At 36.5% G+C, this 21,367-nt stretch carries 22 protein-coding genes and 1 pseudogene; 12 read left to right on the top strand and 11 right to left on the bottom strand.

All coding sequences use genetic code 11. The annotated features are described in order from the left end of the window. Positions 1-14: 14 nt before the first annotated feature. Complete coding sequence (locus tag ACZ5N5_RS00755) at positions 15-3,101, top strand: type I restriction endonuclease subunit R (protein ID WP_464373070.1); 3,087 nt, start codon at positions 15-17, stop codon at positions 3,099-3,101. Between the two features lie 153 nt (positions 3,102-3,254). Here the strand turns inward: ACZ5N5_RS00755 and ACZ5N5_RS00750 are convergent. The 7 genes and pseudogenes from ACZ5N5_RS00750 to ACZ5N5_RS00720 all read right to left on the bottom strand — a co-directional run. Beyond that, positions 3,255-3,473: pseudogene (locus tag ACZ5N5_RS00750) on the bottom strand (IS3 family transposase); the annotation flags it as partial. Between the two features lie 845 nt (positions 3,474-4,318). Further along, positions 4,319-4,783, bottom strand: a complete 465-nt coding sequence (locus ACZ5N5_RS00745; protein WP_054788354.1) for a hypothetical protein — start codon at positions 4,781-4,783, stop codon at positions 4,319-4,321. A 30-nt stretch (positions 4,784-4,813) separates the two neighbouring features. Beyond that, complete coding sequence (locus ACZ5N5_RS00740) at positions 4,814-6,496, bottom strand: sodium:solute symporter family protein (protein WP_054788353.1); 1,683 nt, start codon at positions 6,494-6,496, stop codon at positions 4,814-4,816. 3 nt (positions 6,497-6,499) lie between these two features. Further along, a complete protein-coding gene (locus tag ACZ5N5_RS00735) occupies positions 6,500-6,796 on the bottom strand; it encodes a DUF4212 domain-containing protein (protein WP_425454589.1) in 297 nt (98 codons plus the stop codon). 235 nt (positions 6,797-7,031) lie between these two features. Further along, positions 7,032-7,769 carry a LytR/AlgR family response regulator transcription factor gene (locus ACZ5N5_RS00730; RefSeq protein WP_464373069.1) on the bottom strand — a complete coding sequence of 246 codons (738 nt, stop codon included), beginning with the start codon at positions 7,767-7,769 and terminating at the stop codon, positions 7,032-7,034. Positions 7,770-7,794: 25 nt separating this feature from the next. Then, entirely contained in the window at positions 7,795-9,534 is a 1,740-nt protein-coding gene (locus ACZ5N5_RS00725; protein WP_464373068.1) for a LytS/YhcK type 5TM receptor domain-containing protein, read from the bottom strand. After that, positions 9,527-11,035 carry a solute symporter family protein gene (locus ACZ5N5_RS00720; protein ID WP_464373067.1) on the bottom strand — a complete coding sequence of 503 codons (1,509 nt, stop codon included), beginning with the start codon at positions 11,033-11,035 and terminating at the stop codon, positions 9,527-9,529. The genes ACZ5N5_RS00725 and ACZ5N5_RS00720 overlap by 8 nt, the downstream gene beginning before the upstream one ends. Before the next feature lie 629 nt (positions 11,036-11,664). On the opposite strand from ACZ5N5_RS00720, the gene ACZ5N5_RS00715 reads away from it, so the two are divergent. The 10 genes from ACZ5N5_RS00715 to ACZ5N5_RS00670 all read left to right on the top strand — a co-directional run bounded on the left by ACZ5N5_RS00715 (position 11,665) and on the right by ACZ5N5_RS00670 (position 18,683). Beyond that, the gene (locus ACZ5N5_RS00715) at positions 11,665-11,904 is read left to right on the top strand and encodes a helix-turn-helix transcriptional regulator (RefSeq protein ID WP_054788350.1); all 240 of its coding nucleotides are present in this window, start codon (positions 11,665-11,667) and stop codon (positions 11,902-11,904) included. After that, positions 11,894-12,241: a DUF2178 domain-containing protein gene (locus ACZ5N5_RS00710; protein ID WP_109985189.1), complete on the top strand. Its 348-nt coding sequence runs from the start codon at positions 11,894-11,896 to the stop codon at positions 12,239-12,241. Before ACZ5N5_RS00715 ends, ACZ5N5_RS00710 begins: the two co-directional genes overlap by 11 nt. Before the next feature lie 436 nt (positions 12,242-12,677). Then, a complete protein-coding gene (locus tag ACZ5N5_RS00705; protein WP_245902362.1) occupies positions 12,678-13,928 on the top strand; it encodes an aminopeptidase in 1,251 nt (416 codons plus the stop codon). A 166-nt stretch (positions 13,929-14,094) separates the two neighbouring features. After that, a complete protein-coding gene (locus ACZ5N5_RS00700; RefSeq protein ID WP_109985187.1) occupies positions 14,095-14,853 on the top strand; it encodes a class I SAM-dependent methyltransferase in 759 nt (252 codons plus the stop codon). Between the two features lie 659 nt (positions 14,854-15,512). Then, positions 15,513-16,442: a prenyltransferase gene (locus ACZ5N5_RS00695; protein WP_054788349.1), complete on the top strand. Its 930-nt coding sequence runs from the start codon at positions 15,513-15,515 to the stop codon at positions 16,440-16,442. A 291-nt stretch (positions 16,443-16,733) separates the two neighbouring features. Further along, positions 16,734-17,153 carry an NUDIX hydrolase gene (locus ACZ5N5_RS00690; protein WP_109985186.1) on the top strand — a complete coding sequence of 140 codons (420 nt, stop codon included), beginning with the start codon at positions 16,734-16,736 and terminating at the stop codon, positions 17,151-17,153. A gap of 141 nt (positions 17,154-17,294) precedes the next feature. After that, entirely contained in the window at positions 17,295-17,552 is a 258-nt protein-coding gene (locus ACZ5N5_RS00685; RefSeq protein WP_054861614.1) for a hypothetical protein, read from the top strand. 283 nt (positions 17,553-17,835) lie between these two features. Next, the gene (locus ACZ5N5_RS00680; RefSeq protein WP_054788347.1) at positions 17,836-18,120 is read left to right on the top strand and encodes a hypothetical protein; all 285 of its coding nucleotides are present in this window, start codon (positions 17,836-17,838) and stop codon (positions 18,118-18,120) included. 109 nt (positions 18,121-18,229) lie between these two features. After that, positions 18,230-18,397, top strand: a complete 168-nt coding sequence (locus tag ACZ5N5_RS00675) for a hypothetical protein (RefSeq protein ID WP_464373066.1) — start codon at positions 18,230-18,232, stop codon at positions 18,395-18,397. Positions 18,398-18,458: 61 nt separating this feature from the next. Further along, complete coding sequence (locus tag ACZ5N5_RS00670) at positions 18,459-18,683, top strand: DALR anticodon-binding domain-containing protein (RefSeq protein WP_464373813.1); 225 nt, start codon at positions 18,459-18,461, stop codon at positions 18,681-18,683. 199 nt (positions 18,684-18,882) lie between these two features. On the opposite strand, the gene ACZ5N5_RS00665 is transcribed toward ACZ5N5_RS00670, so the two are convergent. The 3 genes from ACZ5N5_RS00665 to ACZ5N5_RS00655 form a co-directional block, all read right to left on the bottom strand. Beyond that, positions 18,883-19,035, bottom strand: a complete 153-nt coding sequence (locus ACZ5N5_RS00665; protein WP_054861617.1) for a small acid-soluble spore protein P — start codon at positions 19,033-19,035, stop codon at positions 18,883-18,885. A 22-nt stretch (positions 19,036-19,057) separates the two neighbouring features. Then, positions 19,058-19,300: a DNA alkylation repair protein gene (locus ACZ5N5_RS00660; protein WP_109985185.1), complete on the bottom strand. Its 243-nt coding sequence runs from the start codon at positions 19,298-19,300 to the stop codon at positions 19,058-19,060. A gap of 84 nt (positions 19,301-19,384) precedes the next feature. Beyond that, positions 19,385-19,597, bottom strand: a complete 213-nt coding sequence (locus ACZ5N5_RS00655; protein WP_464373065.1) for a hypothetical protein — start codon at positions 19,595-19,597, stop codon at positions 19,385-19,387. A gap of 165 nt (positions 19,598-19,762) precedes the next feature. On the opposite strand from ACZ5N5_RS00655, the gene ACZ5N5_RS00650 reads away from it, so the two are divergent. Then, on the top strand, positions 19,763-20,824 hold the full coding sequence (locus ACZ5N5_RS00650) for a tellurite resistance/C4-dicarboxylate transporter family protein (protein WP_464373064.1): 1,062 nt from the start codon (positions 19,763-19,765) through the stop codon (positions 20,822-20,824). A 351-nt stretch (positions 20,825-21,175) separates the two neighbouring features. Here ACZ5N5_RS00650 and ACZ5N5_RS00645 read toward each other — a convergent pair whose 3' ends face one another. Further along, entirely contained in the window at positions 21,176-21,304 is a 129-nt protein-coding gene (locus tag ACZ5N5_RS00645; protein ID WP_347836719.1) for a hypothetical protein, read from the bottom strand. Positions 21,305-21,367: the final 63 nt, after the last annotated feature.

Below are 21,367 nucleotides of genomic sequence, written 5' to 3'. Positions count from 1 at the left end.
GAGGAAGCTATTCAATGAGTAATGGGCGAAAAAACGCGGCAGAGAAAGCTTTTCAAGATAAGTTCGTTGCAAAACTACAACAATATAAATGGAAAGCACCAGATTTTCTTAATGGAAATAAACAAAAGGTTACTGTACAAGATTTAGTCAATCATTGGCGCAAGGAACTAAACCGAATGAATGCGGATGTCTTGGAAAGTGTTCCTTTAACGGATAATGAATTTGCACAAGTGATGGCAAAAGTATCGCAAATTGAAAACAGTTATGAAGCAGCAAAGTTATTAGCAATGGAACAATCGACTGGGAAAATTGATGGCATTTATCGAGATTCTCATCCAGACATTACACGCGAACAAATTACATTGACTATCTTTAAAAAGGCACAAGTGCGTGGTGGAGATTCAAGCTATACTATTGCAAGAGAAGTAGAAACACCGAATGGAAATCGTTTTGATATTGTTTTACTCATTAATGGTCTACCACTCATTAACATTGAACAAAAGCGTACAGATAAATCGTTAGACGAAGCATTTAATCAGTTTAAACGGTATTATGCTGATGGTGAATATGTGAACAATTTCATGGCGTTTTCTCAAATGATGGTGATGACTTCGGAAGTAGCTACACGTTACTTTGCAACACCAAAGTCCATTAAAGCCTTTAATTCAAGTTTTGTTTTTCATTGGGCAGACAAATATAATAAACCGATTAATCATTGGGAAGATGTCATTGGTCATTTCTTAATGATTCCGATGGCACACCAAATGGTTGGCGATTATTTAGTCATTGATGAAGCAAGAGAAGAGGAAAATCGTAAACATATGTTATTACGGTCTTATCAAGTACATGCCTTGCAAGCTGTCGAAGGTGCTGCCCTAGGGTGGGATAATGATGATAAAATTCCTCATGGGGGATTTGTTTGGCATACAACAGGTTCTGGTAAAACGATTACGAGTTTTAAAACAGCTTTATTTTTATCAACTAGAGCAGGATTTGATAACGTTGTATTCTTAGTAGACCGGAGGGAACTCGACAGTCGTACGAGTGATAATTTCAAAGCGTATGCACAATATGAGTCAGTAACCGTTGATGATACAGCGCACACTTTTCAACTACGTAAACTTTTATCATCTGCTAGTACTGGTATCGTTGTAACGACCACGTTTAAGTTAAATAATCTTGTAAAAGATTTAGTTGAGGCGAAGGATGAAAGTTTAGCAAATAAGAAAATCGTCTTTATTATTGATGAAGCTCACCGAACGACAATGGGTGACATGATGGTAACCATTAAAAATTACTTCCGAAAAAATGGTCTGTTCTATGGTTTTACTGGTACACCCTTATTTGATGAGAATAAGATTAAAGGAATGATCAATGAGAAGAGTGAACTCATCGATACAACAGAAAAGCTGTTCGGACCACTATTGCATCAATATACGATAGATGAAGCAATTGCAGATAAAAACGTATTAGGATTTCATGTTGACTACATAAATACCGGAGAATTTGAAAGTTACGATACATTACGCGAGCAAATTGTGGCATATAAACTGGCGGAACAACCTGACACACCAAAAAGAAAAATCGAACGAGAAGTATATGAACTTTCTGAGTTAGAAGTAGAAAAGGAAGCAAAAAAACGGAAAATATTGTTCTATCATGATGAGACACATATTCCAAGAGTGGTAGAGGAAATATTAAACAATTGGGAAGAACAGTCACAACATAAGGTTTTCAATGCCATTTTAACGGTGGCATTTAAACATCGAGTAATAGCATATTATGAAGAGTTTAAAAAGCAATTAGCTGAACGAGATGATATTGCTATTAACGTAGCAATGACATTTAGTTTTGGAACAGATGCAGATAAAGAACCTACTGACCCAGACTTAATTAAAACGATGTTCAAAGATTATGCGGCATTCACTGGAATTGAATATGCTCACGGAGATAAACGGCGAGGGGAAGATGCATATTATGAAGATGTCGTTGAACGAGCAACACGCGGTGGAAGTGGGCGGAATCCGAAAAATATTGACCTTGTTATTGTTGCGGATCAGTTACTAACGGGTTATGATTCAAAATTCATTAACACGTTATATGTGGATCGTTCACTGGCACTACAAGGATTAATCCAAGCCTATTCACGCACAAACCGAATTTATGGGAAAGAAAAGGAATTTGGCACAATTGTCAACTTCCAGTACCCAAGAATAACAGAAGAAACAGTAAATGATGCATTAATTTTATATGGAAGTGGCGGAAAGAGTAGTAAAGCAATTGTAGAGCCCTATCCTGTAGCAGTAGATGAATTTGTAAAATACTCACAAGAAGTGATGGAGATTCTACAAGATCCAACGGCATGGCAAGCATTAGAAAGAGATGAAGAGGCAAAGGACATCTTCATAAAAGCTTTTAAAAAGGCAAACAGTCAATTAAATACGATTCAACAATATTATGAATTTGCTTGGGTAGATGAAGCATTCGGTATATCAGAGCATGAATGGATGCGTTATGTCGGTGCCTATCGTAACGTAACGAGAGATGATAATCAGGATGCTCCTGAAGATTTACCAGTATTACCTTTAGGTGAAGCAAAGCTAGCTGGTACACAAAAAATTGATGCGTATTATATTATTCAATTAATCGGGGATAAAGCCACTTCAACAAATGGAAAACAAACAGTGGATGCAGAAACATTACGTATTATTTATCAACATATTGAAGAATTAAGTAATATGGGTGATTTTGATCAAGCAGAGTTATTGAAGCGATTTGTTGAAGAGGAATTAGAACCTGGGAATGTAGCAAGTGATGTGAACTTTGATGAAGCATATGAAGAATGGAAGCGAAACAAATTAAAAGCTGAAATTTATAAAGTGTCCCGAGAGTGGGGACTTGATGAAATAATTTTTGAAAAATCGGTAGTAACCTATACATCAGCCAACCCAAAGGAAATTCCTTATATCGATGAATTAACAAGTAATGTTGATTATAACTCGATTGATAACCCAAAAACTAGTAACTTATTGGAACATAATATGGAACTCATGAAAGTACTACCGGAGATTGTACCGAAAATTAAAAGGAAGTATAAATAGAAAGAGCTATTCTTGTTCACAATTCATAAAGGGGACGCAGTGACAGGTGAATTTTTCGACAAATTTGTATATAACAATGTGGGACAAGTTTCTGATATGACCCCAAAAAGTTAGATTTTTATATTAAGCAGCTAGTTAGCTGGTGTGATTGCGCTATTGAACTGGACTTATACCAGCTAATTTTTGCTTGATACATATATTATTATAGTAAACTATATATTTCTCAATCTTGTGTTTTAGTTTCTCATAAGAACACAATACTTCCCCATGATACATCTCTTGTTAAAGTAAACCAAAGAAATTCTCCATTGGTGAATTATCTAAACAATTTCCTTTTCTAGACATACTTTGAAATATCTTATTCACTTTCAGTGTTTCTACCCATTTTCTTTCCTGATAGTGCAACCTTGGTAAGAATGAATGGTTGTTCTGATTTTGAGCCTTTGACCACTTCTAGAGTTTTATCTAGAGGTTTCTTCACTAGTTCCAAATTCGGACGCTTAAGGTTTCAAATTTTTACACAAATTTTACACATTACTTTTAGAAAATCAGTATTATCAAGGATTAGAGACCTATTTCGACCCCGACCACCGGTATTTGAAACATCGATATGGCGGTATTCTCTACGGAGCGTATCGCCTTTTTTGTGTTCTTTTTTTTCACTGATCGATTTTTATCACGCGATTGTAGAACCAAATTTCACTGAAACGCTATTATATGAGCAGCTTGGTCAACTTGTCCTTTAATGTCACTTTTCATCTAGAATCTGTAAAGATTCGATTCCATTGGTAAATTTGATAATCAAGGAATTCTCACATATTACTATCACATAAATACTGCCTTAACTCTGGGCCGATATTTTCATAGAGGTAACATGTCCTTCTAATTTACGAGAAATCAAATTAATTAAGAAAAATGCTAAACTTCGACAATCGTACTTAGAAAAATCAAAGTTGAAAGAGGGATTATGCTAAAGGTTAATGGGCCGATCAGTTTACTTTAAGGATCTATTAGAGAAGAGAATATTGACAGTTATAAGACATGCCAGAATGTAGCAACTTAGTTATGACGGGGAATGAGATGAAAAATTAGAAAATAAACTTTTGATTTTGGATAACTAGAATACAAATTGGATTATAATCATTGCTAAATAAAACAGCCTTAAAGTGAAACATTTAACTTTAAGACTGTTTTTATAGAATAGGTAGCGATAGTTATTAAGACACTCCACTAGCTATTTTACTATTAGAAACAGATTCTTCACTATCTTCTACCTTAATAAATTGACCTGATCCAATCCATGCTGCTAACGCAAAGAGTAGATAAATTGCCTGTGTTGCGTAAGCACCTTGAAGCAGAATTTGCAGTCCCATCCCTAGCCCTAAAGATGGAATGATGATTAAAAATGTTCGAAAGATCCGCTCAAACCCTTTATGAAGCGGTAAAGGCCAAATTTTTGAAAAACAGACTCCTAACGCCACACCTAGGCCAGACACGACTAATAACTGCAATAATATTATCGGTGTTGGAAACGGCCATTCCATAATGTAGTGGCCGGAGAGATAGAAGATCTCAAGAAATAATGTTATGCCAATCACCCGTTGCACTGTTTTTATATTCATCCAAGGACTTAATAAATACACAAGTATCGCTAAACAACCAAATATGAGTGTCCAATTCATCACGCTACCCCTTTCGTTTATCTAAAGTTTTTAGCTTACATCCTCATCAATCTCTGGTGCTCTTACATCTTCAATAAGCTCTTGAATTTCTTGAGGTGGCTCTGTTGTCATTCTTGACACAATAAAGCTCACAATGAAGTTTAATAACATTCCGACAACTCCGACACCTTGAGCATTAATGCCAAAGAAACTATCAATGAGTGCCCCTTCTGTACCAAAAATGGATTCGGATAGAATAGTTCCGATCATAAACAATGTAAAGACCAAACCGGTTAGAATACCTGCGATCGCGCCTTCCTTATTCATTCGTTTATCAAAAATCCCAAGTAAGATGACTGGGAATAAACTTGCAGCCCCAAGCCCAAAGGCAAGGGCAACCACTTCACCTGCGAATCCTGGTGGGTTAATACCAACATAGGCCGCAACGAGTAAAGCAATTAATAACGTGATCCTTCCGACACGCAATCTCTGCGCCTCGCTTGCTGATTTATTAAAAATCCTATAGTAAATATCATGCGAGACGGCACTGGTCATCGTGATCAGTAATCCTGAGGCGGTTGATAAGGCGGCTGCAAGCCCACCTGCAGCAACCAGGGCGATAATAAATGGCGCTAGGTTCGCAATTTCTGGTGTCGATAATACAATGATATCTCCATCAATCATCACTTCATTATCATCACCAGCTGTATAATTGACGTTGCCATCGCCGTTTTTATCATCAAACTGAAGTAAGCCCGTTGTCTCCCATTTATTCACCCATTCGATGTCTTGAACTTCTTCAATTGGTTTATCCGCAATCGTATCAATTAAATTATACTTTGCGAATGCCCCAACTGCAGGAGCTGTTAAGTATAATAGTCCAATAAAGATAATCGCCCAAACAGCAGACCATCTAGCAGCACGTACACTTTTAACTGTGTAAAAACGGACGATGACGTGAGGTAAACCTGCTGTACCAGCCATAAGAGCTAACGTCATCATGAATACATTTAACATCGACAAATTCGTAAATGGTGCCATATATTCCGTCATCCCAAGATCAATTTGAATTTGGCTAAGTCGCTCTACAATATCGCTTGTAATAAAGCTTAATTGCGGTACAGGATTACCTGTTAACTGAGCTGAAATCGCACAAGCCGGGATTAGGAATGCGATAATAATAACGAAATATTGAACTGCCTGAGTCCAAGTAACACCTTTCATTCCGCCAAGTAGTGCGAAGAAACCAACAACCGCCATCCCGATTAGAACACCGACAATGATGTCGACTTGTAAGTACCGACTAAAGACAATCCCTACACCACGCATCTGTCCTGATATATAGGTTAATGAAATGAAAATTGTCGCAATCGCGGCAACAGCGCGAGCACTACTTGAGTAGAAACGATCACCAATAAAATCTGGAACCGTAAACTTCCCAAACTTACGTAAATAAGGAGCAAGCAGTAATGCTAATAAAACATAACCACCTGTCCATCCCATTAAGTAGATCGTTCCATCATAGCCTAAAAAGGCAACAAGGCCAGCCATCGAAATAAAGGATGCTGCCGACATCCAGTCAGCCGCAATCGCTGCCCCGTTTGCGACGGTCGGAACATTTTGACCTGCCACATAGAAGCTTGATGTATCCTTAACCCGTGACCACCAGCCAATCCCTGTATAAATAATGAACGTAATAACAACCAAAGTAATCGTAATCGCTTCAACACTCAATCCTTATCCCTCCCTATCCTCTTTAAGTAACTTGGCATATTCTCGGTCCAGCCGGTCCATTCTGATTGCATAAGTTAAAATAAGCAAGAAAAAGACGATGATCGCACCTTGGTGTGCAATCCAAAAGGAAAAGGAGACACCGAATAACTGAATATTAGATAACGGTTTTGCGAATAGAATACCACCGCCATAAGCAACGGCTGCCCAAACAACCAATAAACTTATAATGAATCGAATATTTTTTTTCCAATACCACTTTTGTCTCTCATTGAGCTGCTTCTTTTGATTCAATTTCCTCACCCTTTCGCTTTGATAGAGTATCCGATATGGAAAACGCTTTCAATCAATTAGAAAAAAATACGGAATACTCTAACTTTTGTATTCAGTATATTAACAGAGTCCTTTATTCAATTGTAGACATGCTTAAATTGTAGAAATTCTTGTTTGAAATGTAGAATAGCTGGTTTAAAATGTTGGTATTAAAAATATTAATATTACTACAAATAGCTTTCGTTATTACCTTTTTCTCTCACCTTTATATATTTTCAAGTACTTCAAAAAACTCTTTCGCAGCGGTTCGGCTTACTGGGATTTTTGAGTGGAGTGGTTCCCGAATGACGACATTATAAGCTCCGTTAAACCAAGGAGTGATTTCCTCAATGGCATCCAAATTCACAAGATAACTACGATGAGGGCGATAAAAAGGAAATGCACTTAACTTCTCTTCTAATTCTTTCAAGCTCATTTTCGTTATAATGACTTCATTTTTTAATGTGTAAATTTTAATCATACGATCAATACGCTCCGCATAGCCAATATCACTCGGATTTAATACGACCATCTTTTCATCAGTTTGTATAATTAATTTATCCACTTTTGCTTTAGTCTTAGGGGACCGTGCCTTCAGAGCATGCCTCACTCTTTGCATGGTGACACTGAATCGCTCTTGATCAAAAGGTTTTAGTAAATAATCAATGGCTTGAAGTTCAAAAGCTTGAACGGCGTAATGGTCATATGCCGTAGTAAAAACAATCAGGGGCTGCTTGAGCGGATTTGCTCGTCGGATAGTTTCCGCTATTTCAATACCGTTCATACCAGGCATGTGTATATCTAAAAATAACACGTCAGGTACATGATCTTGGTAATGCTTCATTAACTCATCTCCATTTCTCGCACTTGGACAAAGGACGACATCCTGTTCATTTTCTAAAAGATAGATTAATTCTTCCCTTGCTAAACGTTCATCTTCTGCAATTAACACATGTATACTCAAGTGACCTCACGCTCCTTTCTATCGTTTAGTATTCCTCAATCGGAATGGTAAATGACACCGAACTACCTTGTTTTAAATTACGGAACATTAGCTGTGCCTCGTCTCCAAGTAAGCCTTTAAGTCGTTCGTTCACGTTATATAAAGCAGTACCATTTCCAGTTCGATTTGAATAAGGCTTCTTCCCGATTGTTGTGAGTAATGATTCAGGAAAGCCAACCCCATTATCGGAAACCTCCATCGTTATTCCTTCCAAGCTTTGTCCAATATGAATGTTGATAACACCTGTATATGTCACATTTTTTAACCCATGCTCTATACAGTTTTCGACTAGTGGCTGCAAGGTTGCTGAAGGTATGAGAACATCCATAATTCTATCATCAATTTTTCGATAGATTTTTAGACGATCAGGAAAGCGAGCCTTCACAATATCCAAATAGGCATCGACATGATCCATTTCCTCTGTTAACGGAATAAGTGATTTACTTGCGGTATTTAGATTAGCTCTCATATATTGACTAAACCGAACAAGAATGCGACGAGCTTCCTCATAATCAACCCTCATTAGTGAATGGATTAAGTTAAATGTGTTAAATAAAAAATGTGGATTAATTTGCGCCTGGAGATTTCTAATTTCAGTCTCTTTTAATAGTTCTTTCATTCTCTCTGCTTCAAACCCACTCAGCTGATTAGAAATGATGGTTCCAAGTCCTTTTGCCAATTCCACTTCAACAGCGCGGATTTGTTGGGAGTGTTTAAAATACAAATTAATTAAGCCAATCACTTCTCTTGAGCGATAAAGGGGTATCATAATGGCCGTCTGAAGTGGACATGATTCATGCAAACACTGAAGTTCACTTTGATTATACGCTACCTGAATTTCTCCTGTATTTAACGCTACTTGTGACAACCGCATCTTGATTGGATCTCCAACTTGGTGATGATCCTGTCCTTCCCCAACAAAACTTAGCACCTTATGTTGATCCGCAATAGCAATTGCCGCAGCATTTAACTCTTCATACAGTAAATCAGCCATCGCTTTGGCATTACTGTCTAGTGTCGCATCCTTTAAATGTGGAAGAGTTTTCTCCGCAATGGATAGCGCCCGGTTTGTCTCGAGCGCCGCTTCACGTTCCATTTCTTTTAAAGCAGAACGAATCATCATCGTAATAATCGCAAGGGCAATTGCATTTGTAAGGACGAGCGGAATTCCAATATGATTGACAATTCTAATTCCTGCCTCTTGATCTGGGATAAACATTAAGATCAAGCCCATGTACAATACAGGCGGGAACATCCCAATAAATAACGCCTTTACAGGAGCTATGACCCTTTCATCTGAAAAAAACTGACCCGTCCATCCCGTAATCAACCCGGCAAATGGATGGATCAGACTATTAGCAAACCACGCACCTCCGCCAATATAAACCATATATAAACTGACTATTAATCCAGACCCAAGACCCACATAAGGACCACCAAGAAGCCCTGCAATCATCACGATAACCATTCCAGAACTTATTAAAATTTCATGATGATCCACCGTTAGCTTCCATGATTCGATGACTAATGATTCCTGATCCATAATGACTCCTGTGTGTGCACCTAAGATGCCCATAAGACCAAAAATGAGTGCATGATAAAATACGGTGTCCCAAGCTATGTCCCGATCCAACAATGACCGGAATCCTGGAATTTGGGTTAACATAAACGCAACTAATAATAGAAGTCCAATACGTTCAAGTAATATCACCATCAACTCAATCATGTGGTGAAACCTCCTGCTTGTCAATATGCACACGTAACATAAAGGATTCATCATTGTAGCTTGGCTTTTGTTTCGCCCATAATGTTCCTATAAGTCCTCCTAAAAAGCCTAAGGGAACGGAAAAAATCGCAGGGTTACTTAATGGCAAAATACCCGCACCTTCAGTACCGAGGAAAATAAACAGGATAGCAGCAACAAAACCTGTTAATAATGTTGAATATGCCCCTATTATATTGAAGCGCTTCCAATAAAACGTTAGAATAAGTAGTGGGAACATACTAGATGCCGCAATTGCAAACGTCATAGAGACTAAAAAAGCAACATTCACACCCTCCATCCCAATCGATAGAATAATAGAAATGAGCCCAATGGCGACAGCGCCACTACGAGCAACTAGTAATAATTCTTTCTCACCTGTCTGTTCTCGTTTCCAAATGTGATGATAAAGATCATAAGAAAAAGCTGATGTCGCAGCAAAAATAAGTCCCGTCACTACTGCAATAATCGTGGCAAAAGCAACAGCCATCACAAATGCTACTAAAAAGTCACCACCCACCACTTCTGCAAGTAAAAGTGCCGCTAGATTTCCACTAGGATCAGAACTGACTAAGGAATCCCATCCTACAATCGCAATGGTTCCAACTCCTAACACAAGGGCCATTAAATAGAATAGCCCAATCCCCCAAGTGGCTGACATGGCGGACATACGAGCTTCCTTCGCATTTTTTACGGTTAAAAATCGAAGCAAAATATGAGGTAAGCCTGAAGTGCCTAGAATTAATGACAAGGTAAGGGATGCTTTTTCCATCGAATGATCAAATAAATGCCCAGGATAAAAGAACGGCTCACCGTGAGGGCTTTGAGTTTTGGCATCATGAATCAACTGTGGAATATCCCAATTCACCCATGAGAGTAAGATCAGTACGACAAGTAATGTGCCACCCATAAGCAGCACTGTTTTAATGATCTGTACCCAAGAAGTCGCAACCATCCCGCCTGAAACGACGTATAAAGTCATTAATATACCGATGATCCAGACAGAGGCTGTATAATCAACACCTAACAATAATCGAACGAGAAGACCTGATGCGACAAGCTGTGGAATCATATATAAAATGGAAATGAGAATACTGCTAATCGCGACCATTACCCGAATCCCCCGCTTCGGAAACCGTTCATACACTACATCTGCAACTGAGTAGGTTCCAAGACGCTGAACAGGCTCTGCCACCCAAAGAAGCAACACCACATACGAAATGAGAAAACCCGTTGCATATAAAAAACCATCATATCCATAAAAGGCAATTAATCCTGTAATTCCAAGAAAAGATGCTGAACTAATGTAATCCCCTGCAATTGCTAGACCATTTTGAAAACCTGTTAAACTACCGGAGACCACATAGAATTGGTGGGTAGTCCGGCTACGCGCCGCCGCCCAATGTGTAATAACTAATGTTCCAATTAAGATAATCGCAAAGAATACAAGGTAGGTAACATTCATAATTAGACGCTCCTAATCCTTAGCTTGTTCACTTAAGGATTTGCGGTCAACTGCTTTCATGTAATACGTATAAAACAGCCCAATGCTCCACGTCAAAACAAATATGGAAAAAACATACCCCCAGGCAAGGGGCAGGTACATCGAATGCTGCTTGGACAACATGCTTGATAATAGAAGTGGGAAAAAAATATAGAAACTAATTAATAGAATGGAGATTATAAGTAAGATCAACACTTTCTGTTTGATTAACTGTTGAATGGCGATCACTCCTAATGAGACTAAATGTAAGGTTATTATATAGGAGTTTTTATAATTGGGTCAATATTGGAAAAATGAGAGTGAAAAATATTTTGTGTAAAAAGACATGCATGAAAGGATGTTCATAGAGAAAAGAGGCCTCTTTCTGTAGAATAAAGTATTTGATTTATCTGTCTAAACATTTAGGAACATACCTGCAAGGATCACCATTTTGTACATTTTTATAATTATAGAAAATTAAAATTCCCCTTCCGAAATATGCGTCTGATCTGCTTTTTTCTTTTTAAAGGTAAAGTAGAATAATCTTTTGTATAAGTATACTTTACTTTTATAATGAAATATTTTATAATTTGAGACAAGAGGTGATGTTCATGAAGAAAGATTTTGGCGATTCGATATCAAATAGGGTTTATGAATATCGTGTACTTGCCAGAATGTCTCAGCAAGAGTTGGCAGAGAAAGTCGGGGTTTCCAAACAAACCATCTTCGTCATGGAGAAAGGAAATTATGTTCCGACTCTGCTGTTAGCTTATCGAATTGCTGAATATTTTAAAGTCGATATAAACGATATTTTTACTTATGTGAAAGGAAATGATCAAAATGATAATTAATATCTCGGATATCTCTAACACAATGTTTAACCCATTAAAGTCTTGGGCGGAACAATCGCAAGGAAATTGGAATATTCTCATTGTTAGCGGTTTTGTGTTGTTATTTGTTGCGGGAATTCTATCCTACGTATTACAGAAAAAAATGGGTAAAGCTGATGAGAGAACAGATCAAATAAAATTAAAAAGTGCCCTCCTAATCTTATGTGTAATTGTTTTGTGTGATGTGATTTTCCCAAAAGAATATATGTGGCAAATTTTCTTCTTATATAAATATTCTTTTGCATTCCTTGCCTCAGCAATCTACTTAGCTGTTCGGTACAAAAAGGATTTTTTCTAATTGTAGCTCTTCTACGAGGAGATGAAGTGAAACAAAGACAGACGAGACATGGCTCCATAGCGCAAATGAATAACTCAGGTACACTCAAAATTCTGATTGAAAATAAAATGGGGAATCACAGAAGTCTCAACATTAGAAGGGTTTTGGGAGAGAAGAATACTTTGTTCAAGTATGTTAAATAACCGTTTAGCTTTAAATACGTTTATTTCAGTACTATCTAAGTAAGAAATAGTGATACGTCTAAGATACAAACCTTGCTCTACACCCATGACGATCTTTTAATGATCGTCTTTTTTTTGTCTAAAATTAAAAGCGTATTGGGATATTATGTTAAAATGGTAAAAAAATAATGCTAAGGGATAGTATAGGTGAAGTTTAAGTAGGCTAGAGTTCTGTTTAAAATTATACAAAAACATCACAGAGGAGATACTAAATAATGAAAGAAATATATGAATTTATAAGTGAAGTACAGTTAAAAAAATATGCAGAACTTGCTGTACGAGCTGGTGTAAATCTGCAAAAAAATCAATTATTGATTATTCATAGTGATATACAAAATGCTACGTTTGCACGTCTAATCCAAACTGTTGCCTATGAGTCAGGAGCTTCCGATGTGTTTATCGATTGGACAGATGAACAATCAACCAAAGAATTCTACTTACATGCAGCTGATAGTGCCATCGATCACTTTCCTGATTGGAAGGCTGCCCGTTTTAAGGAATGGGACGATGCAGGTGCTGCTTACATCCATATTATTTCTGAAAACTTAGATGTCTTTAAGGAGGTTCCCGCAGAAAGGATAAGTCGTTTCCAAAAAGCTTCTCGTACCAAATTGAGTGATTATTATGCGAAAATTAGATCCCACGAGATACGTTGGTGCCTTCTAGCTGTCCCGTACGCTGCATGGGCAACTAAAGTGTTTCCCGACTTAAGTAAAGAAGAAGCTGTCCAATCATTATGGAAGTTAATTTTAAAAGGATCTCGAGCAGATGGGGGAAATCCTATAAATGATTGGGAGAGTCACAATAGGGCCTTTGAGTCCCGAAAAAAATTCTTAAACGAGAGCCGATTGGAAGCACTACATTTTACAAATAGCCGTGGAACGAATTTATTAATCGGTCTACCGAAAAATCACCTTTATCTCGGTGGAGGTGTCATAGATAAAAATGGAATACCTTTCTTTCCAAACATACCTACGGAAGAAATATTTACTGCTCCACATAAAAATAAGGTAAACGGTAAACTGGTAGGTACTAAACCTCTTATCTATGGGGGAAGGGTCATTGATGATTTTTATTTCACCTTTCAAGAGGGACGGATTACCGACTATTATGCCGCAAAGGGACAGGAAGTATTACAACAGCTAATCGAAACAGACGAGGGTTCACGTTATCTAGGTGAAATTGCCCTAGTCTCTAATCAATCACCTCTTGCTCAGACAGATACTCTTTTTTACAATACCTTGTTTGATGAAAATACGTCCTGTCATATTGGAATCGGAAATGCCTCTCCTTCCAATATTCAAAATGGCATTAGCCAATCTGAGGAAGAGTTGAAGGCAGCGGGTCTCAATGCTTCACTTTTGTTAGTCAATGTGACCTTTGGTACCGAAGATATGAAAGTGGTGGGGATAGAAGGAGATGGAACTGAAGTCCTGCTAATGAAGAATGGGGATTTTCAATTCTAAATCTTTTTAACTTAAAAAAAGGGACTGCTGATTTCAATTGGATTATATCTGGTGTTAGTTATTGTGAAAATATACTGTGCAAAATCCCTTTAAAGAATATACTTAAACCTGTGAAAATGATAAAGTTTTAAGAATGAGAGTTACAAATAAAGGGGTTGGGTGGAAAATGAAAAAATCTATCGGTACGGAGGAAGCTATTGAGAGGTGGGATAGGTATGCCGATACATATTCTGAGAGTCATGCAGAACAAGGAGACCTTCATAAGGAGGTTTTTCTAAATCCAACATTGTTATCACTGATTGGCAAAGAAAGCGACAAAAAGATTTTAGATGCTGGCTGTGGAGAAGGATATTTTAGTAGAATTTTAGCCAAATCTGGGGCTCATGTTACAGCAGTTGATTATTCAAAAAAGATGATAGAAATTGCTAGGAAACGAACTTCTCCTAATTTATCAATTGATTATAGACATGGGAATTGTGAGGATTTAAATTTTTTAGAAAACGAGAGCTTTGATCTAATTGTTTCGAATATGGTCATACAAGACCTTGCTAATTATGAAAAGGTTTTCAAAGAAATGTATCGTTTATTACTAAACAATGGCAGTTTTATTTTCTCGATTTTACATCCCTGTTTTATTACTCCAGTTAGTGGATGGGAGAAAAAAGATGACGGCGAAAAATTGCACTGGAATGTAGATCAATATTTCTATGAAGGTGCCTATGAACAAAGGATGGGAGGACAGGAAAAAATCCTATTATTCCACCGAACCCTAACCAGTTACGTGAATGCCTTCCTCAAAGCGGGTTTTACATTAGAAGGATTAGTTGAGCCCAAGCCAAGTGAAGAGATGTTAAATAAATATCCAACATTCGAAGAGGATTTTAGATGTCCTGATTTTATTGTTTTTAAATTGAAAAAGAGATAAACGAGGTCGGCAATATAAGCCGTACCTTATCTGGCAATGAAATTAGAATGGAAAGTGGTAATTTATCTAATTACCGGCGTAAAAGAGAAGATACAAACAAAAAAGGGGGATTATAATGGAGGGTTTAGCATTTATTTGGATTTTGTTTGTATATATCGGTTTACCTGTTGCGGTAGTTTTGTTATTGATATAAATTTACAAAATCAAATCAAATAGTGAAACTCAAGTGAAACAGAACCAAAAGATAATACAATTATTAGATGAACGTTATAAGTAGATGCTCGTTGAATATAACGAAGTAGAAGAGGGGGATGCATATTGGGTATTGATTTTCATAGTAAGAAGAATAGCGTTACTAATTCAATCCTTCTTTTGAACACGGAAATGAAATGCTTTTGAAACAAGCTTAAAAAGTAACAATTATGATTTACTACTTCATCTGTACCATCTTTTTTAATTTAGAAAAAGTCAAATTGTATGTGATTTCGACAAACTTTACCGATTATTAGAAATAAAGGTATGCATAGTTCATTATTAAAGCAACACGTTACTCGCATAGATGAAGTTATTAAGAATTTTGGTTATATAGATATTTGTTCGAATATTTTCGTTAAAGTATTGTCTGTACCCCATAATTAAAAATAAAAAGGATGTCTGCCATGATTCCAGCCCAATCAGCATTTAGTCTAAAAGGAATTGGTATGTTATTACGTCTAGTTGCCGTTGTATTCTCCAGTGCAGCAACGATCCTATCTACGCTCCTGCCATTGATTTTCTATTATCAAATTTCGTGGTTAACCTTATTGGGAAACACCTCTGTGCTTTTGGTAGGTGCTATTTTGATTCATGGTGTATTAACGCATGTGTTAAATGATATAGCGGACCATCAATCGGGAACAGATCAATATAGTCCAGGTATACTTTCTGGTGGAAGTAGAGTGATCCAAACGAATACAATGACGGTCACCATGCTAAAACAGCTTGGTGCAATGATGAGTGTTTTCTTAATTTTAATGGCTTTTCTCTTTACTATATTCGGTTATCTAGAATTCGCCATTTTAACCTTAGTTGGTATATGGGGTGCAGTGTCGTATTCTTTGAAGCCATTTCAATTTGCTTATATTCCTTTTATAGGAGAATGGTTCAGCTTATTTCCTACCATGCTAGCGATAGCCATTGCCTTGCCATGGATAATGCTAGAATCTATACCAGTTTGGGCATGGCAAAATGCGCTCGTTAATGCCGTTTGGTGCATGGCATGGGTCATGTTTCATCATATTCCTGACAGACATGCAGACCAAAAAGCAAAACCAATGAAACGAACGTCTGTCGTATGGGCAGTAGAACGTATGGGAACTAAAGGAGCCAAATTTCCTGTTTTACTTTACTTCATGATTGTAGGATTGCTATTCATCTGGATTGCTTGTACACGTCCGATTGCCGCAATAGGTGTTGGTATGATCTTAGTTTATGCAATCAGGATTGTCTTAAGAGTAAATGGTGAGAACGTAGAGGAATTAACAGCAGTTGAGAAGCGGCTGCTTTGCCTCGCTCTTGCTATCGCAATATGGTTAGGTATTTTTGTATAATAAAGTGAGACTTCCATCGGTCGGTGTTAGCGCCACAAGTTGGGGTCCTTCGGGCTGAAATGCATTCTATTCGTCCTCCTGCTGAGCGAGTGCTGACTGGTATAAAAATGAAGTTACGATTAAGAGTTACAATTTCCCCAATATGGCAGGGGTTTAATATTAAAGTGGTGATTTAGATGCAAAGCGTGCGAGTGACACAATAAGGTGTTTGTTGCTGCGTATTTTTTTGGAAATGAGAAGGGTTGTTAATAAAATTAATTAAAAATATTTAGAGATAGAAAGGAAATATGGATGAATCCAATTAAAAAGGCTTATGGTTATGTAACAAGAATAAAAGATGGGAAAACACAGGTACTAGTTTTTCAACATCCAATCACCGAAGCAGGCATACAGGTGCCTAAAGGAACAGTTAAGCCTAATGAGGATACAAAAAATGCAGTTATTAGGGAAATGAAAGAGGAAACGGGACTAAGGAATTTTAAGGTTGTAGATTTAATCACTGAAGACTTTTGGGAGAATGATGATGGTGCGATACATAATCGATTTTTTTATAAGCTAACTGTAGACGTTGTCGAAGATAAATGGGATTATAAACCTACTGGTGGAGACAAAGAAGAAGGTCTAACATTTCATTACTTTTGGATTTCTTCTGAAAATGAAATTGAACTCATAAGAGGACATGGAGATTATTTAAACCTTATATTCAATTAGATGAGCTAATAGAAACGTTTCTTACTGCCTTAACGGGTATGATTGTTTAATAAGGAAGTCGCTTTATTGTACGAGCGAGCAGTAGAGTTCAACAAGAATTAGTTAAATTTAGAGAAATAAAAATGGTAGGGGGAAGTTAAGATGAATAAAATTCTTTTTTTCTTTTGCAATCTAATAGCTGTTATAGGAATTTGTATATTGTTTATAACAAATATTTTGGATGAGGTATTTCCTATGATGGGACGGATTGCTTTTCAGGCTGCAATGGCAGGTAGCTATTCTCGAAGTGACTATATAGTTAATTTCACTGTTATAAACCTATTCGCTATTTTATTGATTTTGGTAGGTATACTAGCAGGATATAAGATTTATAAAAAAGGTGATATCTTATCAAAATAAATATAAAACTATTAACAAAGGGGGGAAAAGTTTAGAAGGCAATCAGTTAAAATGATTGCCTTCTTATTTAAATTCTATGTTGTCTCTTGGAATATTATGTTAGCATGGAGTTATTAAAGTAACGAAACAGATTTGTTCAATAAGCAATTACAAAAGGATTGAGCATTTACTGTGAGATAAGATTAGCCGTATTAAGTGTCCAATAAAAAAGTAATGCAAAAAATTGAGTGAAGCACATTAGTATTATTACAGGACATAAATAAAACTATAGGGAGGTATCGTTATGTGGGTAATATTAGGGGTGATTGCTATAGTAGCAACTTTTATAAATCTTTATATGTATAAAGCAGGAAAGGATTATAAGCTTGCTATGGCGATGGGATTATCATTTACAGCATTAACACTTTGTGCAGAATACAGTCTTGTATCTCGGTGGGTAAAAGTGGAAGATTGGGCAGCTTTATCAGATGTAGTACCTGGTATGGAAAGGGCATTATGGTTTTTGACAATTGTTTCTATCTTACTAAATATAGCACCTATACTTTTAGAACTAAAAGGTAAGAAATAATTCCTTATTGTCACATTATTTATATAATATGCAATTAATGTGTAAGTTTTTATGTATAACTAACGGGGGCGTTAATTCAAGAAGGATTAATGCTATTTTTGTAGAACTTATGCTTGAGTCAAAAGCGATGCTGGCTCAACAGGTTGGGGGTGGTGCTGTTATATTCCATGATTTAAAGAACTATCGTTTAAATGATATTGAATTCTCATTGGAAGATATGTTGAGATTTGAAGGAGAAACAGGTCCATATGTCATGCACGAGCATCATCCCTATTAAGGAAAGGAAATTATCAGGAAAGTAATGGAGAGATAGATATAGTTGATGGAAAACTTGGTCCATTATAACGAATTTAATTGCTTTTCCAGATATAATTGAACGAGCATTTAAAGGGAATGACCTATCACAAATAGCAAAATATGTACTTGAACTTTCCAAGGCGTTTAATAAATATTATTATGGCTCCGTTCGTATTTTAGAAGATCATGAGCAAAAACAATCAAGTCTCTTGTACATTCCGTTCATAAATTGTATTAAAAGAAGGGTTGAAATTATTAGGTATTGAAGCACCTTATGAGGTGTAACTTAGTAAAAGGGTTCTTATGTTGAATGAGCAATACACGTTTTAAACATAGTAGAATAATAAGGCAAACCCTCTAAATCCGTTTATAGTCAAGAAATTTTGAGGGTTTGCCTTTTTGAATATCAGGAAGTAAAGTACTTTTGATGATAAATTGTGTTGAATAATTCCTACTCCAGAATTCTCACATATCATGTGATGCATCATTTTTTTGACGGGTATGATTTTTATTTTTTACTTTATGTGATCCTGCTAATGGTTCACCATAGGGCTGTTGAGCACTTTTAGGTAAATCAGGTTGTTCCTGTTGTTTCGGTCCTTTACGATTTTTGGTCATATTTTCATCCTCCATGATTTATTTATCGTGTTTGGGCATGCTTAATAAAGGTGTTTTCATCTTCAATTAAGCCACATATACCGCATTGTATTCTCCTGTTAGGACCGTTGTACGCGACATGAAAAGCCTCTAACGTTTCCTGCTCGTAATTATTAATCACTTCTCCAGTAGCTGCGTTTAATTTCACTGGTTTGGCTACTTGTTCGATTACATTAAAACGAGAACGGTTTGTTTTACATTTAGGGCACTGGTAAGGCTGATTCAAGTAAAACACCTCCATTTGTATAATTAGTTTGACGGATACTTTCCTTTTATTTTCTCTAATTTCTGTTAAATTATACAGAGGCCTTCACTTAACAGTAAGAGTAAAATTGTTATAAACTCCCTCAATATAGGTTGTTAAGTGATGACAATCACAGTAAATATCCATCTTTTTGTTTATAATTGTTTTAATAAATAGTGGAGGTGGAGTTGATTTGAAAGCCCTTAACCTAAGCCTGTTACTTATAATGATGTCTTTTTTTCTGTATGCTATTATTGAATTTTTCATGGCATTAACCATAAATAAGCCTCCTGTGGGCAATCTGAGCAGTAGTATGAACAAGGCAATACTATCGTTTATTATCTCTGTTTTCGTTTTAGATATATGGCTATTGATTAAAGAGAGACCAAAAATAAAAATTAAATGGAAACTAATTAAGTAGCTTCAACAATCGGGAGTGAGTATGTGTTACGTTTAGTAAAGTACAATTTAAAAAATTTTTTCCCTGGTTATTTTGCACTTGTAATGGCTACAGGTGCATTGTCTATCGGTGCCTATCTCCTTGATATGGTTTTATTTTCCACTATCCTGTTATACATGAATGTGTTCGCCTATATTACTTTATGGGTGCTCACTATTTTCCGGATAATATTCTTTTTTCCAAGGGTACTGGCCGACATAACTAGCCACACTCTCGGACCTGGTTTTTTTACTTTTGTTGCTGGGACTTGTGTATTCGGAAGTCAACTAATCATAATTGCTGAACAATTTGCTATTGCTATTTATTTATGGGGACTTGCCATAATACTATGGTTATTAATTATGTACACATTCTTTACAGCTGTCACCATTAGAAAGGATAAGCCTTCCATTACGGAGGGGATAAATGGGGCTTGGTTGATCGCAGCTGTTGCAACACAATCCATTTCCATACTCGGTACGCTTCTAACACCATCTATGGAAAATGGTCAAGTCATTGTATTATTTTTGACATTATGCATGTATTTCCTTGGCTGTATGCTCTATTTAAATATTATTACGCTTATTTTTTACAGGTTCACTTTTTTAAAATTGGAATTCGCAGCACTTACACCACCGTATTGGATTAACATGGGGGCAGTTGCAATTACTACATTAGCTGGTTCTACACTAATTCTTCATGCAGAAAAATGGTCTTTGCTGGTTGAAATTACCCCTTTTTTAAAAGGCTTTACACTATTCTTTTGGATTACAGGTACATGGTGGATACCATTATTGTTTATACTGATGATATGGAGACATTTATATAATCGCTATCCACTTTCTTATGAACCACAATTATGGGGAATGGTTTTCCCAATTGCCATGTATACAACTAGTACATTGCAACTATCCAAAGCCATAAATTTACCAATATTAATGGTGATTCCTAGGTTTATGGTGTATATAGCAATCATTGCTTGGACTTATGTATTCATTAGTCTTTTGTACCACCTTTATAAAAATTCTAAGGTTGATTTTAAATCAATTAGTGGGGAGAGAGTATAATAGGCAACACACGACAAAAAAGAACGCAATGTACGCTGTGGTTACCTGATCCTCTAAAAAATATTAATAAAAGAGCCTTTCTTGAGACGCATGTTCTTCCATAGAGCATGCGTTTGTATACTCTGTAAAGACTTCTTCAGGTATCCATATGGATGATACTAATGATACTTCTCACTCATAATAATGATCCTTTTATAAATCCATAGGCTTTGACCAGTACTCTCACTATTATTTTTATTGGGATAAGTAATTTTTTATTATAGCTAATACCATTAGAAAGTGAAGGAATTCACTTAAAACTCCCTCAGTTAGCTTCTATTTAATCACAAATGCTCGCTTATTCGCAGGATTTCAAACCACTTCTAAGAACAATGACCGATGGATGGAATGAATATTGATAATAAAGGCTACATGAAGGCATGTGGGAATAGAGGAGCCTTTAAAAACTCTCCATTTATCTCCAAAATATACTGCACGCATTCTCCAAGCCGTCCTTGGAGACTATCCCTCCCATGCCTCAACGGATCTATTGCCCTTTCATTC

It is taken from the genome of Gracilibacillus sp. JCM 18966 (assembly GCF_055392695.1).
The sequence above is the reverse complement of the archived record's forward strand: the minus strand, read 5'-3'. Positions and strand labels throughout refer to the sequence as shown.

What these genes read in the sequence shown, in the direction of transcription:
- ACZ5N5_RS00755 (WP_464373070.1), top strand. Translation starts at nt 15, where the DNA reads ATGAGTAATGGGCGAAAAAACGCGGCAGAGAAAGCTTTTCAAGATAAG.
- ACZ5N5_RS00745 (WP_054788354.1), bottom strand. Translation starts at nt 4,783, where the DNA reads ATGAATTGGACACTCATATTTGGTTGTTTAGCGATACTTGTGTATTTA.
- ACZ5N5_RS00725 (WP_464373068.1), bottom strand. Translation starts at nt 9,534, where the DNA reads ATGATTGAGTTGATGGTGATATTACTTGAACGTATTGGACTTCTATTA.
- ACZ5N5_RS00720 (WP_464373067.1), bottom strand. Translation starts at nt 11,035, where the DNA reads ATGAATGTTACCTACCTTGTATTCTTTGCGATTATCTTAATTGGAACA.
- ACZ5N5_RS00715 (WP_054788350.1), top strand. Translation starts at nt 11,665, where the DNA reads ATGAAGAAAGATTTTGGCGATTCGATATCAAATAGGGTTTATGAATAT.
- ACZ5N5_RS00710 (WP_109985189.1), top strand. Translation starts at nt 11,894, where the DNA reads ATGATAATTAATATCTCGGATATCTCTAACACAATGTTTAACCCATTA.
- ACZ5N5_RS00705 (WP_245902362.1), top strand. Translation starts at nt 12,678, where the DNA reads ATGAAAGAAATATATGAATTTATAAGTGAAGTACAGTTAAAAAAATAT.
- ACZ5N5_RS00700 (WP_109985187.1), top strand. Translation starts at nt 14,095, where the DNA reads ATGAAAAAATCTATCGGTACGGAGGAAGCTATTGAGAGGTGGGATAGG.
- ACZ5N5_RS00695 (WP_054788349.1), top strand. Translation starts at nt 15,513, where the DNA reads ATGATTCCAGCCCAATCAGCATTTAGTCTAAAAGGAATTGGTATGTTA.
- ACZ5N5_RS00690 (WP_109985186.1), top strand. Translation starts at nt 16,734, where the DNA reads ATGAATCCAATTAAAAAGGCTTATGGTTATGTAACAAGAATAAAAGAT.
- ACZ5N5_RS00685 (WP_054861614.1), top strand. Translation starts at nt 17,295, where the DNA reads ATGAATAAAATTCTTTTTTTCTTTTGCAATCTAATAGCTGTTATAGGA.
- ACZ5N5_RS00680 (WP_054788347.1), top strand. Translation starts at nt 17,836, where the DNA reads ATGTGGGTAATATTAGGGGTGATTGCTATAGTAGCAACTTTTATAAAT.
- ACZ5N5_RS00675 (WP_464373066.1), top strand. Translation starts at nt 18,230, where the DNA reads ATGCTTGAGTCAAAAGCGATGCTGGCTCAACAGGTTGGGGGTGGTGCT.
- ACZ5N5_RS00665 (WP_054861617.1), bottom strand. Translation starts at nt 19,035, where the DNA reads ATGACCAAAAATCGTAAAGGACCGAAACAACAGGAACAACCTGATTTA.
- ACZ5N5_RS00655 (WP_464373065.1), bottom strand. Translation starts at nt 19,597, where the DNA reads ATGGTTAATGCCATGAAAAATTCAATAATAGCATACAGAAAAAAAGAC.
- ACZ5N5_RS00645 (WP_347836719.1), bottom strand. Translation starts at nt 21,304, where the DNA reads ATGCGTGCAGTATATTTTGGAGATAAATGGAGAGTTTTTAAAGGCTCC.